The sequence below is a fragment of the Mesorhizobium sp. CA4 genome (assembly GCF_020165075.1).
Classification (GTDB): Bacteria; Pseudomonadota; Alphaproteobacteria; order Rhizobiales; family Rhizobiaceae; genus Mesorhizobium.
On record NZ_JAIUHK010000043.1, the window covers coordinates 15,395 to 31,721 of the forward strand.

Here is a 16,327-nt window from a genome sequence, read left to right on the forward strand (position 1 = left end):
TCCCACTTTGCGGGATCATGGTCGGTTCCTGGTCAATCTTGGTGTCGCCGCCACCAGCGACTTGCCGATCGCCGATTGCGGGTTGGCGATCACGGCGCGGGCAACGCCGCTCTCGGCGATCCGGCCGGCATCGAGGATGACGACGCGGTGCGCCACGGCGCGGATGACGCCGAGGTCATGCGAAATGAACAGATAGGCGATCCGTTCCTGCCTTTGCAGGTCGAGCAGCAATTCGAGGATCTGGCTGCGTACCGAAACATCGAGCGCCGACACGGCTTCGTCGAGCACGATCAGCGACGGCCGCGTGGCGATGGCGCGGGCGATCGCCACGCGCTGCCGCTGTCCGCCGGAAATCTCGTGGATGGCGCGCGCGGCAAGGGCGGCATCGAGGCCGACGCGCTCCAGCAGCGCCGCAATCCGGCGCGGGCGCTCAGCGCGCGAGGCAAGCCCATGAATGCGCAGGGGATCGTCAAGCACGCGCGCCACGGTGGCGCGCGGATTGAAGGCGGCGAGCGGATCCTGGAACACCATTTGGAGACGGGCGCGGCGCGCGCGCAGCGTGGTGCCCGACAGCGCGAGGAAATCCGCGCCTTCGAAGTAGATGCGGCCGGCATCGGGCTCGATCAGCCGCAGTACCAGCCTGGCGATGGTGGATTTGCCGCTGCCGGAGGGGCCGGCGAGCGCCAGCGTCTCCGCCGGGCCGATCTCGAAGGAGACGTCGTCGACTGCAGCAAACGGTTTGCCGCCACGATGGTAGCGCTTGGCGAGATTGGAGACGGCAAGCACGCTCATGCCGAGGCGCCTCGGCGATCAAGCAGCGGCTCGGCGTCGAGGCCGAGATGGGCATCAAGCAGCGCGCGCGTATAGGCATGGCGCGGCGCGTTGAGGATCTGGTCGGTCTCGCCAAGTTCGATCAGCTCGCCGTGGCGCAGCACCACGATGCGATCGGCAAGCGCGGCGGCGAGTGCGATGTCGTGGCTGATGAAAAGCAGCGTCATGCCGTCCTCGGCCACCAGCCGGCGGATCAGCGCGACGATCTCGGCCTGCACGATGGTGTCGAGCGCGCTGGTCGCTTCGTCGGCGATCAAGAGTTTTGGTCCAGCGGCGATTGCCGCAGCAATGGCCACGCGCTGCTTCTGGCCGCCGGAGAGCTGGTGCGGGTAGGTGTGGAAGGCCGAGTCCGGGTGAGGGAGGCGGATGCGTTCGAGGAGGGTTTTGGCTTTCGTACATGAGTCTCGCCAGCTGAGCTTGAGATGCGTGCGGACGACTTCGGCGATCTGCTTGCCGACGGGCATCACGGGGTCGAGGCTGGAGGAGGGGTCCTGGAAGACGAAGCCGATGTCGCGGCCGAGGAGGGGTGTTTGGTTTCCGTCAACCGCAGATGGTTGGGGTTCCGGTGTGACGGAATGAGACTCCTGTAGTTGGCGTGCTGACCACTCAATCGTTCCGGCGATCACAGCACCCCTCGCCAACAACCCCGCAACCGCCAGCGCCAGCGTGCTCTTGCCCGAACCGCTTTCGCCGATGATCGCCAGGCGCTCTCCGGCCTTCACATCCAGGCTGATGCCCTTCAGCGCCGGCACCTCCACACCGTCATGCCGGTACCGCACCGAGAGATCGCGGATCGAAAGCAGCGCGGTCACGACAGGCTCCTGCGCACCGCGGTGCTTTCCACCACGCCTTCGCCGGCCAGATAGACGCCAAGCACGGTCAGCACCAGCGCGATACCGGGAACGACCGACAGGAAAGGTGCGGTGCGCAGCACCGTACGCCCCTCGGCGATCATGCCGCCCCAAGTGACGCGATTGGGATCGCCCAGGCCAAGGAAGGAAAGCGCGGCCTCGGTGAGGATCGCGGCCGCGACGATCACCGAGGACAGCGCCAGCACCGGCGGCAAGGCGTTGGGGAGCACCTCGCGAAAGGCGATTTCGAGCGGGTGCATGCCGACGACGCGCGCGCCGGCGACATAGTCGCGTTCGCGGATCGACAGCACTTCCGCGCGGGCGACGCGCGCGGGTCCGGTCCAGGCGCCGAGCGCGATCGCGGTGACGACGACGCCGAGCGAGGGTCCGACGATGCTGACGAAGGCGAGCGCCAGCAGAAAACTCGGCACGGTCTGGAAGGCATCGGTGATGCGCATCAGCACTTCGCCGACAAGGCCGCCGGCAAAGCCGGCCAAAGTGCCGACCACCGCGCCGATGAGGAGCGCCGCGGCGGCGGCCGCCAACCCCACCGCCAGCGAGGTGCGGGCGCCATGGAACAGCTCGGCCAGCACGTCGCGGCCGAGCCGGTCGGTACCGAGCGGCAGCGACCAGTCCTGGAAAGGCGGCAGCAGCGCCGGGCCGGCGATCGCTTGTGGATCGCCGGGAAACAGCAGCGGCGCCGCCAACGCCATCGCGGCCAGCAGGGCGAGGATAAGCGCGCCGACGATTGCCTCCGGCGTGCGGAAGAAGCGGCGCAGGCGGCTCATGCGCTTGCCTCGCCGGCGCCGACGCGCGGATCAAGGACAGCGTAGACGAGATCGACCAGGAGGTTGATGACGACGACCAGTACGGCGCTCACCAGGATGATGCCGAGCAGCAGCGGCGTATCGCGTCCGGCGACGGCTTCCTGCGCCAGCCGGCCGAGGCCGGGCACGGCAAAGACGCTTTCGATGACGACGCTGCCGCCCAACATTTGCGCCGATTGCAGGCCGAGCATGGTGACCAATGGCAGGAGCGCGTTGCGGGCGACATGGGCAAGCACGATGCGGCGACGGGGCAGGCCTCTAGCGCGGGCGGCGAGGATAAAGTCCTGCCGCCAGGCCTCGGCCATGCCGGCGCGCATCATGCGCAGATAGAGCGCCAGATAGATGAAGCCGAGCGCCGACACCGGCAGCACCAGATGGGTGGCGATGTCGGCGGCGCGCGCCAGCCCGGTTTTGCCGGAGGCGATGGTCTCGATGCCGCCGATCGGCAACCAGCGCAAATCGACGGCGAAGACGACGATGAGCACCAAGCCGAGCCAGAAGCCGGGCACGGCATAGAGCGCCAGTGAGCCGATGGAGAGGAAGCGGTCGCGGATGCTGCCATGCCGCGCACCGGCATAGATGCCGAGCGCCGAGCCGAGGCCGAAGGAGAGCGCGGTGGCGCTGCCCATCAGGATCAGCGTGGTCGGCAGGCGTTCGAGGATGACGTCGCGGATGGGCCGCGAGAAGGTGACGGACTGGCCAAGGTCGAGATGCAGCAGCGCCCAGAGATAATTGGCGAGGCGCGTCAACTCCGACTGGTCGAGGCCCCAGCGGTGGCGCAGCAGTTCGATCATGCCGGCGTCGCCGCCGGTCGAGACGATATAGGCATCGACGGCATCGCCGGGGGCGGCTTCGAGCAGCAGGAAGCTGCCGATGACGACGATAAGGAGCACGAAGACGCTGCCGACGAGGCGGCGGCGCAGGAGGCGGAGGGCGCGGGTCATGCGCGCCTCGGGAGATTGGCGATATCCTGGCTAGGAATGCGCCCAGGCACCCCCCTGTGTCCTGCCGGACAGAGGGGGGTGTGAAGGAACGCGGCCTTCGGCCAAATTCCTACATTCTCGCGAACTCTCATCCGCGCGAGTGTGTCACGAATCCAAATAGGTGTCCGCCCAGTTCGACACCGCCCAGCGCGGGTTGTTGGCGATGTTGCCGACGGTATCGCGGGCGACAGAGATGAAGCTCCACTCCGCGACATTGATCAGCGGCAAATCGGCCGCGACCTTCTTCTGGAACTCCTTGTAGAGCTCCGTGCGGGCGGATGTGTCGAGCGTCTCCGATGCTTTCGCGATCAGCGCGTCGAGGTCGGCGTTCTTGTAGCCGCCCTGATTGGAGAAGGGCACGCCGTCGGGGATGCCGCTCTGCACCAGGATGGTGGTCGAGATTGCCGGGTCGCCACGGAACACCGGCGGGCCGACGGCGAGGTCGAAGGCGTGGTCTGTGTAGACGGCCTTGATGTGCGCGGCGGCATCGTTGTTGACGATCTCGGCGTCGATGCCGATCGCGGCGAGCGCCTGGCGCAGGTAATCGCCGAACTGCTTTGTCTCGTTGAAGTAAGGCGCCGGCAACAGCTTCAGCGCAAAGCGCTTGCCGTCGTCGGCGCGCTTGTAGCCGGCTTCGTCCAGCAGCGCATTGGCATTGGCGACATCGAAGGGATAGGTCGGGACGTCGGCGGTGTAGAATTGCGGATCGTTCTTCGGCACCGGGCCGGTTGCGGTCGCGGCGTAGCCGAGAAAGATCGTTTTGACGACGAAATCCTTGTCGATGGCATGCGCGATCGCCTGACGCACTTTCAGATCGGCCAACTCCTTGCGGCGGTGGTTGATCTCGACGACGAGCTGGTAGGTCAGCCCCTCATAGCCTTTGGTGATGACCTTCAGGCCGGGCACCTTGGAGATGCGGTCGAGGTCGGCGAGCGGCACGGCGGAGAAGGCGGCGAGCTGGATCTCTTCCGCCTCGAGCGCCGCGGCGGCGGACGTGCGATCAGGGAGCACCTGGTAGACGATCTCGTCGAGATAAGGCTCGTCCTTGCCCCAATAGGCGTCGTTCCGGGTCAGCCGGTAATATTGGCCGGCCTTGTATTCGGCGAATTTGAACGGACCGGTGCCGAGGGGCGCGTTATTGGCCGGGTTCTCCTCGATCTTGCCCACCTCATAGAGGTGCTTCGGCACGACGCTCGACAGCGCCGGCAGTGCGTTGCGGATCAGCTGGAACGGCGTCGGCTTGGCGAATTTGAAGATTGCGGTGAGCTCGTCCGGCGTGTCGACGGCCTCCAGGTCCTTGAATGCGGTGCGGCCGAGATTTTGCAGCGGCTTCCAGATCTGCAGCGCCGAGAAGGCGACGTCGGCCGAGGTGAAGGGCTTGCCGTCATGCCATTTGACGCCGTCGCGCAATTTGAAGGTCACCGACAGGCCGTCGGCAGCGCCTTCCCATGAAAGCGCGAGCCGCGGCTGCAGCCCGTCCTTGCCATCGAAGGCGGCTTCGGCCAGCGTCTCGACGATCTTGCTGGAAATGAAGAAGACGCCGTTGGAGGCGACGATCGCCGGGTTGAGGTTGCGCGGTTCGGAATCAGCGGCGACGATCAGCCGGCCGCCCTTCTTGGGCGTCTGCGCAAAGCCGATGGTCGGCAATGCGGTGGAGGCCAGCAGCAGCGCCGAGCCGGCCAGCAGGCCGCGGCGTGAAATCGTCAATTCGGACATCGCTCAAACTCCCCTCTTCGCGCCTTAGCAGGCGCGGCAATCCGGTGATTATGGCCCTTGGCAAAGGTTTCGCCAGAGACGGATTTGGCGCATCATGGCTTGGCTTGAAATTTCCGTCCGCTGGACCAGCCAGCCGAAAGAGGCTTTCATGCTCTTATCTGGTCGGACCAAATTATGGAGAAGAAGGATCATGATGGGACAGAAACCGGATTTGGCGCGGAAGTGATCAATTCTGGCTGGACCAGAGTGGCGAAAAAGATGCAGATTTGGCCAACAGCCATACATCATGACTTTCGGCGCTCCTGCGGCCGATGAAAACAGGGAGAGGCAGATGAACATCGCTCCGGGCAAAACCGAGGTCAGCAATGTCCCGTTCGATCAGGCGCGGGTGGATCGGCTGATGGAAGAGGCCGGCATCGACGTGCTCTTCGCCACCTCCAAGCACAACACGCAATATCTGCTCGGCGGCTACAAGTTCATCTTCTTCGCGGCGATGGATGCGATCGGTCACAGCCGCTATTTGCCGATCGTCCTTTACGAGAAGGGCGGGCCGGAACATGCGGCCTATATCGGCAACAAGATGGAAGGCGGCGAACATCAGAATCATCCGTTCTGGACGCCGACCTTGCATGCCGCCTGCTGGGGCACGCTCGATGCCGCCAATCTGGCGGTGGAGCATCTCAAACAGATCGGCAAGCAAGCCGCCCGCATCGGAATCGAGCCGGCCTTCCTGCCGTCGGATGCCTACACGCTGATCCGCAAGGCGCTGCCGGATGCAAAGCTGATCGACGCGACCGACATGCTGGAGCGTATGCGCGCCATCAAGACCGAGGCGGAACTCGAACAACTGCGCATCGCTTCCGAGCTGATCACCGATTCCATGCTGGCGACGATTGGCTGGGCGCGGGAGGGCACGAGCAAGACCGACATCATCGAGCGGCTGAGGCACGAGGAGACCAATCGCGGCGCGCATTTCGAATATTGTCTGCTGACGCTGGGCTCCAGCCACAACCGCGCCGCCTCGAGCCAGGCGTGGAAGAAAGGCGAGGTGATGTCCATCGATTCCGGCGGCAATTACCACGGCTATATCGGCGACCTCTGCCGGATGGGTGTGCTTGGCGAGCCGGATGCCGAGCTGGAAGATCTTTTGGCCGAAGTCGAAGCGGTGCAGCAGGCGGCCTTTTCCAAGGTCGAGGCCGGCATACTGGGCGGCGACATGATCGCGCATGCGGAGAGCGTGCTGAAGGCTTCGAAGGTCGCGGCCTACACGGATTTCTTCGCGCACGGCATGGGGCTGATCACGCATGAGGCGCCGTTCCTGATGACCAACCATCCGGTCGCCTATGAGGGCACCTATGCAGCCAAGCCGCTGGAAAAAAACATGGTGCTGTCGGTCGAGACCACCATGCTTCACCCGACACGCGGCTTTATCAAGCTGGAGGACACGGTGGCCGTCACTGACGCCGGCTATGTGATGTTCGGAGATCGCGGACGCGGCTGGAACCGGGGCGGGGCGGCAGCTTAGCCTCGACGGCGCTCCCCCCTCACCCGGATTGCCAGCCGAATTGCGAAGGGCAATTCGGGGCAATCCGACCTCTCCCCAAAGGGAGAGGAGCGGGTGGCGCCGGCGCCAACCTCTTCTCCCCGCCGGGGAGAAGTTGGCCGCGAAGCGGCCGGATGAGGGGGCCTTAAGCGATTACTTTCCGCCCGCCGGCAGCAGCCTGAAATCCGGCAGGTTGCGCAGCGCCACCTCCGGCCCGGCGGGTGAGTAGACGACGAAGAGCTGCATCGGCTGGTCGCCGGTGTTGAGCGTCGAATGGAAGCGGCTTTCCGGCACGTAGATGGTGCAGCCGGGGCCGACTTTCGCCACCACCGGATTGCCGCTCTCGTCCTCGACCATCTGCTCGCCATTGCCGGAGATGACGAAGATGATCTCTTCGGCGCCCGGATGGTTGTGGCGGGTATGCCCCTTGCCGGGCGGCAGGTCGACGACGCCGCCGGAGAAGCGCTCCGCGCCATTCACCTCCGGCGCGACAGTCAGCGACAGCTTGCCCCAATCGAAGCCGAAGGCGCTGACATCCTTCGGGTAAACAAACACCTTGCTCCTGTCGGTCATTGCCTCATGCCTTCCTTTTCGTTTTTGTCGGAGCATCGGATTTTCCCAAAACCGGCTTCCACTTTTGGGTCCGATGCTCCAGCGAAACCGCCTTGAAATCCGCCGTCTGCCGGGCGATCGCCGCTTCAGCCGGCAGCCGTTCCATCGAGCTTGCGCCATAGAAGCCGTGCAGCCCCTCACAGCGCTCGAGGATGTAGCGCGCGTCGTCGGGCATCGAGATCGGTCCGCCATGGCAAAGCAGGATGACGTCCTTGCGCACCGAGCGCGCCGCGTCGGCAATGGCGTCGATCTCCTTCACGCAGGCGTCGAGCGTTTTCGCCGAGGTGGCGCCGATCGAGCCGCCGGTCGTCACACCCATATGGGCGACGACGATGTCGGCTCCAGCTTTCGTCATAGCGCGCGCCTCGTCGGCGTTGAAGACATAAGGCGTGGTGAGCAGGTCGAGCTTGTGCGCCTCGGCGATCATGTCGACCTCGAGCCCAAAACCCATGCCGGTCTCCTCGAAGCTTTGGCGCATGGTGCCGTCGAACAGGCCGACGGTCGGAAAATTCTGCACGCCGGAAAAGCCCATCGTCTTCAGCTCGGCCAAAAGCAGCGGCATGATGACAAAGGGGTCGGTGCCGTTGACGCCGGCCAGCACCGGCGTCTTCTTCACCACCGGCAGCACCTCATAGGCCATCTCCTTGACGATCTCGTTGGCGTTGCCATAGGCGAGCAGGCCGGCGGCAGAGCCGCGCCCTGCCATGCGGTAGCGGCCGGAATTGTAGATGATGATCAGGTCGATGCCGCCGGCTTCCTCGGCCTTGGCCGATAGGCCGGTGCCGGCGCCGCCGCCGACGATCGGCACGCCGTCGGCGATCATCTTGCGGAATTTCTCCAGTATCGTTTTGCGTGGGATGGCAGCCATGCTTGTCGTCTCTCATGTCCTGGCGATGTCGAGAAATGCCTCGGCCGCCGCCTTGGCGAAGGCGGGGTCGTTGATGTGCAGCGGCAGGCGCGTGACGGTGCGATCCCTGGTCGGCTCGATCGTACGCTCGATGGCGTCGAACAGTGCCGCATCGGCCTCCATGTCGAAGAAGGCGCCGCCTTCGATATCCAGCGCCGAGACGCCCTTTTCCGGGATCAGGAAACGGACCGGGCCGTCGCATCGGGCGAGGCGGCCGCCGATCCATTCGCCGATCCGGCGGCATTCTTCGGCGGTGGTGCGCATCAGCGTGACATTGGGATTGTGCTCGTAGAACAGCCGCCCACGATTTTTTTCCGGAATGGTCGGTGGCGCCCAGAAGTTCACCATGTCGAGCGCGCCGACCGAACCGACATAGGGCAATTTCGTGCGGGCGATCGCGCCGAAGCGATCCCCGGTCGCCGGCAGCACTCCGCCGAACAGGAAATCGCAGACCTCGGTCGTGGTGATGTCGAGCACACCCGCCAGCAGACCGCTGTCGGCGAGCTTCTCCATTGAGCGGCCGCCGGTGCCGGTGGCGTGGAAAACCATGCAGTCATAGTCGGCGCGCAAGCGCTCGACGATCGCGGTCACACAGGGCGTGGTGACGCCGAACATGGTGAGCCCCAGCGCCGGCTTGCCGGCGTCGGCCGAGGCGGGCCTCGCAGCCATGCCGGCGATCGCCTGGGCGGCATTGTGCAGCACCGTGCGGGAGAGCCTGTTCAGTCCCGCCATGTCGGTCACCGACGGCATCATGATGACGTCCGAGACATCGACGTAGGGCGCGGTATCGCCGGAGGCCAGCGTCGAAACCATTAGCTTCGGCAGTCCGAGCGGCAGCGCGCGCATGCCGGCGGTGACGATCGAGGTGCCGCCGCCGCCGCCAATGCCGATGACGCCGGCGATGTCATTCCGCGAGCGGATGAAATTGGCGAAGGCAGCGCCCATGCCGGCGACGGCGGCGCCGCGATCGTCGATGCCGAGAACAGCGCCGGCTCCCTTGGGATGATGCGCGGCGACCTCGCTCGCGGGGATATCCACCGGGACGGTCGCGCCGCGCGTGCCGATATCGACCCGAACGACCGCGCCTCCGGCCTTGGTTACGGCATCGGCCAGGAAGGCGAGTTCCTCACCTTTGGTGTCGGCGGTGCCGACCACATAGATGCGCTTCATCCGCGGTTCCCCGTCGTCCGGCCATGGTCGGCTTTGCCGCCCGCCTTTTTTGCCCCACCCTTAAGCTCCTCGGCAAAAGCCTCGTCGCTGGTGGGACCCTTATTGCCCGGCCTCGCGCCATTGCAAATTTTTGAGACGCGCGTATCGTATTGACATGGATGTCTCACGTCAACAAGCCGCCTCCAGCGATGATGCCGCCCAGGCGCCGGCCGCCGAAAAGGGGCCGCGCGCCCGCACAAGACGGCTGATGCTGGAAACGGCAACGAGGCTGATGCAGTCCGGCATGACCCCTTCGGTCAGCGAGGTCGCGGAGGCGGCGGAGGTGTCGCGCGCGACCGCCTACCGCTATTTCCCGAGCCAGGCGGCGCTGGTGCAGGCCGTGGTCGATGAAGGGCTCGGCCCGATCCTCACCTGGAACTCGGCATCCGACGATGCCGAGCGGCGCGTGGCGGATCTGTTCGCTACCGCGATGCCGCGTATCGAGGCCTTCGAGGCAACGTTCAAGGCGGCGCTGAAACTGTCCCTCGATCAATGGGCGCGGCGCCAGGCGGGCACGCTCGGATCGGAACCCGCCTTCACGCGCGGCCATCGCGTCGACCTGTTGAAAGATGCGATCGGGCCGCTCAAGGGCCGCCTGAAGCCCCGCCAGTTCAAACGCCTGGCGCAGGCGCTGTCGCTGATGTTCGGCGTCGAGGTGGTGACGGTGCTGAAGGATATCTGGGGGCTGGATAGCGCCGAGATGGTGTCGGTGGCGCAATGGGCGGCGGGCGCGCTGGTGCGCGCCGCAATGGCGGAATCAGATGCAAAATCGACAGGAATGTCGGCGACGCCTGAGCGATGATCGGTTAAATCTGGTTCGACCAGATTGCTGAGACAGTTTTGAATGTTAATTGGAGTGAACGGCTCGTCACAAGGCCTCTGCGTATCAAGGAGTAGGAAAAACGAGGGAAAACAGGCAGATGTCGTAATATTTGGCTTATTTGGCTGCCATCGGCCACTCAAGAAAGCGCTTGACGTCAAGGCAGAATTGGTAATACCAGATCAAGATGAATAAAGCGGATCGAAAGTGAAGGCTGCGATCTATTTCCGGCAGGGCGAGGAGGCCTGGAACCGGAGAGATGCCATCACAGGAGGAACTACCAGGGCCGGCTTCGCTGCCGACCCCGCATGACACGGTAGAATGCGCACAAGGGAGGAAAACTATGCGCAAGTTAGTGACCAGCGTGCTTGCTGGTATCGGCCTAGCGCTTGCCTGCGGGACGTCCGTCCGCGCGCAGGATAAGGAACTCACCATCTTCTGGGCGGAATGGGATCCGGCCAACTACCTGCAGGAACTCGTCAACGACTACACGGCCGAAACCGGCGTGAAGGTCACGGTTCAGACGACGCCGTGGCCCGACTTCCAGACCAAGGCCTTCACCGAGTTCAACGCGCATGGCGACGCCTACGACATGGTCGTCGGCGACTCGCAATGGCTGGGCGCCAGTTCGACGCAAGGCCACTATGTCGACCTGACCGACTTCTTCAACCAGCACAAGCTTGGCGACGTGATGGCGCCCGCGACCATCAAGTATTATGCCGAATACCCGGGCGGTTCCGGCAAGTACTGGGCAATCCCGCTGGAGGGCGATGCCATCGGCTGGTCCTACCGCAAGGACTGGTTCGAGGACCCGAAAGAGAAGGAAGCCTTCAAGGCCAAATACGGCTACGACCTCGCCGTGCCGACGACCTACGCGCAGTTGCGCGACATTGCCGAGTTCTTCTATCGTCCGGACCAGAAGCGCTACGGCGTAGCCATCTACACCGACAACTCCTATGACGCGATGGCGATGGGTGTCGAAAGCGCCATCTTCAGCTATGGCGGCGACCTCGGCGATTACGCAACCTACAAGGTCGACGGCATCACCAATTCGAAAGAGGCCGCAGCTGGCCTCGACATGTACAAGCAACTCTACAAGTTCACGCCTCCGGGCTGGGGCAAGACCTTCTTCGTGGAAGACAACCAGGCTATCACAGGCGGCCTCGCCGCGATGAGCATGAACTTCTTCGCCTTCTTCCCGCCGCTGGTGAACAAAGCCACCAACCCTTACGCCGACGTCACCGGCTTCTTCGCCAACCCGGCCGGGCCCGACGGCAAGCGCTTCGCCGCTCTCGGTGGCCAGGGCATCTCCGTCGTCTCGTATTCGAAGAACAAGGACGAGGCGATGAAGTTCCTTGAGTGGTTCATCAAGGACGAGACGCAGAAGAAGTGGGCCGAGCTCGGCGGTTACACATGCAGTCAGGCCGTGCTGAAGTCCGAAGCCTTCCAGAACGCAACGCCCTACAACAAGGCGTTCTACGACACGATGTTCATGGTCAAGGACTTCTGGGCAACGCCTGAATACGCCGAAGTGCTCGATCAGCTGAACCAGAACATCTATCCGTTCGTGGTCGGCGGCAAGGGCACCGCCCAGGAGGCGCTCGACAAGACCGCCGCCGACTGGAAGGCGACCTTCACCAAGTACAACCGCTACAAGTAAGCATCACAGTCAGAATGCCGGAGGAGGGTTTCCCCTCCGGCATTCCTATTTTCAGGAGACAAAGTTGGCTTCGGTAGCCCTCACCAATCTCGATCCCGCGTCCAGGGCCGCCGCGCGCGGCTGGTCCGATCTGACCATCCGCAACCTGTTCATCATCCCGACGCTGGTCTTTCTGATCGTCTTCAACATTTTTCCGCTGATTTATTCGCTCGGCTATTCCTTCACCAATTTCGCGGCCAACCGTGCGGAGCCCTGGCAGTTCGTCGGCTTGCAGAATTATCGCGAGCTGCTGAGCGACGACCACATCTGGTCGAACTTCGTCATCACGGCCAAATACGTCATCGTGTCCGTGGCCGGGCAGATGATCGTTGGCTTCGGCCTCGCCCTTCTGCTCAACCGCAGCTTCCCGATGAAAGGCCTGATCACCACGCTTCTGTTGTTGCCGATGATGATGTCGGCGGCGGTCGTCGGCCTGTTCTGGCAATTGCTTTACAGCCCGTCCTGGGGACCGATCAACTATGTGTTCGGGCTTGGCGACTTCGCCTGGCTCTCCAATCCCGACAGCGCGCTCTACGCGGTCGCGATCACCGATATCTGGATGTGGTCGCCCTTCGTCATGCTGCTCTCACTCGCCGGACTCTCGGCGGTGCCGCAGCATCTCTACGAGGCGGCCGCGATCGACCGTGCCGGATGGTGGTATACCTTCACCCGCATCACCTTGCCGCTGGTTTCGCCGATCCTTTTGATCGCGCTGATCTTCCGCACCATGGAAGCCTTCAAGACCTTCGACATTGCCTACACGATGACCACCCAGCCGACGGCCGAGCTGATCGCGATCCGGCTCTACAAGCAGGCCTTCCAGCAATGGGACACGGGCAAGTCCTGCGCGCTGGCCTACATCGTGCTGATCATGGTGCTGGCCATCACCAATCTCTACGTGAAGTATCTCAACAAGGTGAAGGAGCGCTGACATGGCCGCCGTCCGCACTTCTTCCGAGGTCGCCTTCAACCGCATCGCCATCGCCGCGGTGCTGATCGCCACGCTTGTCTTCCTGGCGCCGATCTACTGGATCGCCTCCACGGCGTTCAAGCCGAAGGAACTCGCCGTCAGCGTGCCGCCGACCGTGCTGTTCGAGCCTGAGGTGACGCCGTTCGTGCGGCTCTTCACCAAGCGCGTGCAGATGCAGAAACCCGTCGACCCGCAAGCCTATGATGCCGCGCCCTGGTGGGAGAAGCGCATCTATGACGGCGGGGAGCGCGTGCTGAAGGTCGGCAAGGACGTGCAGCTGTCGCAATATCCCGACCGGTTCATGAACAGCCTGATCGTGGCGGTGATCAGCACGGTGCTGGCCGTGGGCATGGGAACCTTCACCGCCTACGGCTTCTCCCGCTTCAAGATCGCCGGCGAAGCGGATCTGCTGTTCTTCATCCTGTCGACGCGCATGCTGCCGCCGGTGGTGGTCGCGATCCCGATGTTCCTGATGTACCGGATGGTCGGCCTCAACGACTCGCATATCGGGCTAATCATCCTCTACGTCGCCTTCAACCTGTCCTTCTCGGTCTGGCTGATGAAGGGCTTCATGGACGAGATCCCGAAGGAGTATGAGGAGGCCGCACTCGTCGACGGCTACACACGCATGCAGGCCTTCTTCAAGATCGTGCTGCCCGAGGCCGCGACCGGCATCGCCGCCACCGCCGTGTTCTGCTTCATCACCGCCTGGAACGAATACGCCTTCGCATTGATCATGACCAACCGGCGGGCGCAGACGGCGCCGCCCTTCATTCCGTCGCAGATCGGCTCCGGCTTGCCGGACTGGACGACGATCGCGGCGGGTACCTTCCTGTTCCTGCTGCCGGTTGCGATCTTCACCTTCCTGCTGCGCAATCATCTGCTGCGCGGCGTGACGTTCGGAGCGATCCGCAAATGAGTTTTCGCGCTATCAACGAAAAATACCTGTTGCCTGCCTCGCAGATACTCATGGTGCTGGGCATCGTCGCGCTTTGCCAGCCATGGAGCCTTAACCTGCATTCCTACGGCGTGACGATCATCCTGGCCGGGCTGATCGGCTTCAACATCACGTCGAAGATTGCGCCGGAGCGCGGCGAGGAAACCGGCGCCGCGGCGCATGAGGGAGCCCGGTAGTGACACAGATCGAACTTCGCGGCATCGAGAAATTCTTCGGTGCCGTCCAGGTCATCCATAATTTGAACCTCGCCATCACCGACAACGAATTCATCGTGCTGCTCGGACAGTCGGGCTGCGGCAAGACCACGACGCTGCGCGCGATAGCCGGGCTGGAGACGATCGACAAGGGCGACATCCTGATCGACGGCAAGGCGGTGCAGCACCTCAAGGCCGCTGATCGCGACATCGCCATGGTGTTCCAGTCCTTCTCGCTCTACCCGCATATGACGGTGTTCGAGAACGTCGCCTTTCCGCTGCGCGCAACGCGCATGAGCAGCGGCGAGGTCGACAAGTCCGTGCACGAGGTCGCCCGGGTCCTGCGCATCACCGATCTGCTCGACAAGAGGCCGTCGGCGCTCTCGGGCGGCGACATGCAGCGCGTGGCCATCGGTCGTGCGCTGGTGCGGCGCCCGAAGGCAATGCTGATGGACGAGCCGATCGGCGCGCTCGACGCCAAGCTGCGCGAGGAGATGCGCGCCGAGATCAAGCGCCTGCACGTCAAGCAAGGGTCGACCACGATCTATGTCACGCACGACCAGATTGAGGCGATGAGCCTCGCCGACCGCATCGTCATCATGCATGAAGGCTTCATCCAGCAGGTCGGCACGCCGGACGATGTCTATTCGCATCCGGCAAACCTGTTCGTGGCGCAGTTCGTCGGCAGCCCGGTGATGAACATCGCCGAGGCCAGTGTCGCGGATCAGGCGGGCGCTGCCTCCGTTACCGTTGGCGATGCGCCGGCCGGCTTCGAGTTCCCGCGCCAGCTCCTGTCCAAGCTCAACGGGCATGCAGCCAATGGCGGGCTGACGCTCGGCATCCGTCCGGAGGGGGTACTCGTCCGGCACGATGCGGCGCCGGGCTACATGCCGGTCGAGGCGAGCATCATCGAGCCGCTCGGATCCTTCGACATTGTCGACCTCAAGATCGGCTCCAAGATGCTGCGCGCCCGCACCAAGGCCGGTTACGTCTCGGGTCCCGGCGAAAAGGTCCATGTGCGCATCGATCCCGAGCAGGCGCATTTCTTCGACACGGCAAGTGGCAAGTCACTCGGAGTAAGGCTGTAATGGCCCATATCGAACTGAAGAACATCACCAAGAAGTTCGGCGGCCACACGGCGTTGATCGGACTCAACCTCGACATCGCCGACGGCGAATTCTTTGTGCTGCTCGGCGAAACCGGCGCCGGCAAGACGACGGCGTTGCGGTTGATTGCAGGGCTCGAAAAGCCGACCGAGGGCCAGGTCTTCATCGATGGCGTCGACGTCGCCGACTGGGGCGCGGCCGAACGCGACGTGGCGCTGGTGCTGCAGCAATATTCGCTCTATCCGCGCTACACGGTGCGGCAGAACCTCGAATTCCCGCTGAAGCCGAAGATCCGCCGGCTGCCGGATGCCGAGATCAAGGACCGCGTCGCCCGAGCTGCCCGCACGCTTCGTATCGAGCATCTGCTCGACCGCAAGACCGACCGGCTTTCCGGCGGCGAGATGCAGCGCGTTTCGATCGGCCGCGCGATCGTGCGCAAGCCGCGCGTGTTTCTGATGGACGAGCCGCTGTCGGCGCTCGACGCCAAGCTGCGCGAAGCGCTGCGCACGGAATTGAAGAACCTGCAGATGCAGCTCGGCGCCACGTTCCTGTTCGTCACGCATGACCAGATCGAGGCCATGTCGATGGGCGACAAGGTCGGCATGCTCAACCATGGCCGGATCGTCCAGACCGGCACGCCGCATGAGATCTACAACAATCCGCGCGACACCTATGTCGCGAGCTTCGTCGGCTCGCCACCGATGAACCTCATCGACGGCAGGCTGGTTAACGACCGCGCAGTGATGGCGCCGGTGAATTTCGAATTGCCGCTCACAATTGGCGCCAAGAGCTTTGGCGGGGGCCGGGCGAGCGGCGCGACCGATGGTCGCCCGCTCGTCTTCGGCATTCGTCCGGAGGACGTCTATCTGGAGAGCGGGGCGCCGGTCGAGGCACGCGTCCACGATGTCGAGAACCATGGCGTGGAGAAGATCCTGACGCTCAGGGTCGGCGACACGATGCTGCGGGCGACCGTGCCGGCCAGGACCGATGTCGCGATCGAACAGCCGGTGCGTTTCGCCTGGAACCCGGACAAGGTGGTGATGTTCGACAAGGGCAGCGGCGTCAGCCTGCGGCACGCCGGATAGCAGTCCGGCTTAGCCT

General features: G+C 64.0%; 16 protein-coding genes. 8 read left to right on the forward strand and 8 right to left on the reverse strand.

Annotated features, from left to right (window positions below):
• Positions 1-15: 15 nt before the first annotated feature.
• The 5 genes from LB528_RS26245 to LB528_RS26265 all read right to left on the reverse strand — a co-directional run bounded on the left by LB528_RS26245 (position 16) and on the right by LB528_RS26265 (position 5,208).
• A complete protein-coding gene (locus LB528_RS26245) occupies positions 16-792 on the reverse strand; it encodes an ABC transporter ATP-binding protein (RefSeq protein WP_224716826.1) in 777 nt (258 codons plus the stop codon).
• Entirely contained in the window at positions 789-1,643 is an 855-nt protein-coding gene (locus tag LB528_RS26250) for an ATP-binding cassette domain-containing protein (protein ID WP_224716827.1), read from the reverse strand. Before LB528_RS26250 ends, LB528_RS26245 begins: the two co-directional genes overlap by 4 nt.
• Complete coding sequence (locus tag LB528_RS26255; RefSeq protein WP_224716828.1) at positions 1,640-2,470, reverse strand: ABC transporter permease; 831 nt, start codon at positions 2,468-2,470, stop codon at positions 1,640-1,642. Before LB528_RS26255 ends, LB528_RS26250 begins: the two co-directional genes overlap by 4 nt.
• Positions 2,467-3,453, reverse strand: a complete 987-nt coding sequence (locus tag LB528_RS26260) for an ABC transporter permease (protein WP_224716829.1) — start codon at positions 3,451-3,453, stop codon at positions 2,467-2,469. The genes LB528_RS26255 and LB528_RS26260 overlap by 4 nt, the downstream gene beginning before the upstream one ends.
• A gap of 144 nt (positions 3,454-3,597) precedes the next feature.
• Entirely contained in the window at positions 3,598-5,208 is a 1,611-nt protein-coding gene (locus tag LB528_RS26265) for an ABC transporter substrate-binding protein (protein WP_224716830.1), read from the reverse strand.
• 331 nt (positions 5,209-5,539) lie between these two features.
• Between LB528_RS26265 and LB528_RS26270 the strand changes: the two genes are divergently transcribed.
• Positions 5,540-6,733: a M24 family metallopeptidase gene (locus LB528_RS26270; RefSeq protein ID WP_224716831.1), complete on the forward strand. Its 1,194-nt coding sequence runs from the start codon at positions 5,540-5,542 to the stop codon at positions 6,731-6,733.
• A 171-nt stretch (positions 6,734-6,904) separates the two neighbouring features.
• On the opposite strand, the gene LB528_RS26275 is transcribed toward LB528_RS26270, so the two are convergent.
• From LB528_RS26275 to LB528_RS26285, 3 genes are read right to left on the reverse strand one after another with little or no spacing between them, the layout of a single operon-like run.
• Positions 6,905-7,324 carry a cupin domain-containing protein gene (locus tag LB528_RS26275; protein WP_224716832.1) on the reverse strand — a complete coding sequence of 140 codons (420 nt, stop codon included), beginning with the start codon at positions 7,322-7,324 and terminating at the stop codon, positions 6,905-6,907.
• Between the two features lie 4 nt (positions 7,325-7,328).
• Positions 7,329-8,231 carry a phosphoenolpyruvate hydrolase family protein gene (locus LB528_RS26280; protein WP_224716833.1) on the reverse strand — a complete coding sequence of 301 codons (903 nt, stop codon included), beginning with the start codon at positions 8,229-8,231 and terminating at the stop codon, positions 7,329-7,331.
• Between the two features lie 12 nt (positions 8,232-8,243).
• A complete protein-coding gene (locus LB528_RS26285) occupies positions 8,244-9,440 on the reverse strand; it encodes a Tm-1-like ATP-binding domain-containing protein (RefSeq protein WP_224716834.1) in 1,197 nt (398 codons plus the stop codon).
• A 154-nt stretch (positions 9,441-9,594) separates the two neighbouring features.
• Here LB528_RS26285 and LB528_RS26290 point away from each other — a divergent pair, with 154 nt between their 5' ends.
• From LB528_RS26290 to LB528_RS26320, 7 genes are all read left to right on the forward strand, one after another.
• Positions 9,595-10,281, forward strand: coding sequence for a TetR/AcrR family transcriptional regulator (locus tag LB528_RS26290; RefSeq protein ID WP_224716835.1), 687 nt, complete (start codon positions 9,595-9,597; stop codon positions 10,279-10,281).
• Positions 10,282-10,642: 361 nt separating this feature from the next.
• Positions 10,643-11,959, forward strand: coding sequence for an ABC transporter substrate-binding protein (locus LB528_RS26295; RefSeq protein ID WP_224716836.1), 1,317 nt, complete (start codon positions 10,643-10,645; stop codon positions 11,957-11,959).
• A 64-nt stretch (positions 11,960-12,023) separates the two neighbouring features.
• Positions 12,024-12,929 carry a carbohydrate ABC transporter permease gene (locus tag LB528_RS26300; protein WP_135870866.1) on the forward strand — a complete coding sequence of 302 codons (906 nt, stop codon included), beginning with the start codon at positions 12,024-12,026 and terminating at the stop codon, positions 12,927-12,929.
• A 1-nt stretch (position 12,930) separates the two neighbouring features.
• The gene (locus tag LB528_RS26305; protein ID WP_224518320.1) at positions 12,931-13,887 is read left to right on the forward strand and encodes a carbohydrate ABC transporter permease; all 957 of its coding nucleotides are present in this window, start codon (positions 12,931-12,933) and stop codon (positions 13,885-13,887) included.
• Complete coding sequence (locus tag LB528_RS26310; protein ID WP_224716837.1) at positions 13,884-14,102, forward strand: hypothetical protein; 219 nt, start codon at positions 13,884-13,886, stop codon at positions 14,100-14,102. The genes LB528_RS26305 and LB528_RS26310 overlap by 4 nt, the downstream gene beginning before the upstream one ends.
• Entirely contained in the window at positions 14,102-15,208 is a 1,107-nt protein-coding gene (locus LB528_RS26315; protein ID WP_224716838.1) for an ABC transporter ATP-binding protein, read from the forward strand. The genes LB528_RS26310 and LB528_RS26315 overlap by 1 nt, the downstream gene beginning before the upstream one ends.
• Positions 15,208-16,311 (forward strand): ABC transporter ATP-binding protein, encoded by a 1,104-nt coding sequence (locus LB528_RS26320; RefSeq protein ID WP_224716839.1) that lies wholly within the window; start codon positions 15,208-15,210, stop codon positions 16,309-16,311. The genes LB528_RS26315 and LB528_RS26320 overlap by 1 nt, the downstream gene beginning before the upstream one ends.
• Positions 16,312-16,327 lie beyond the last annotated feature (16 nt).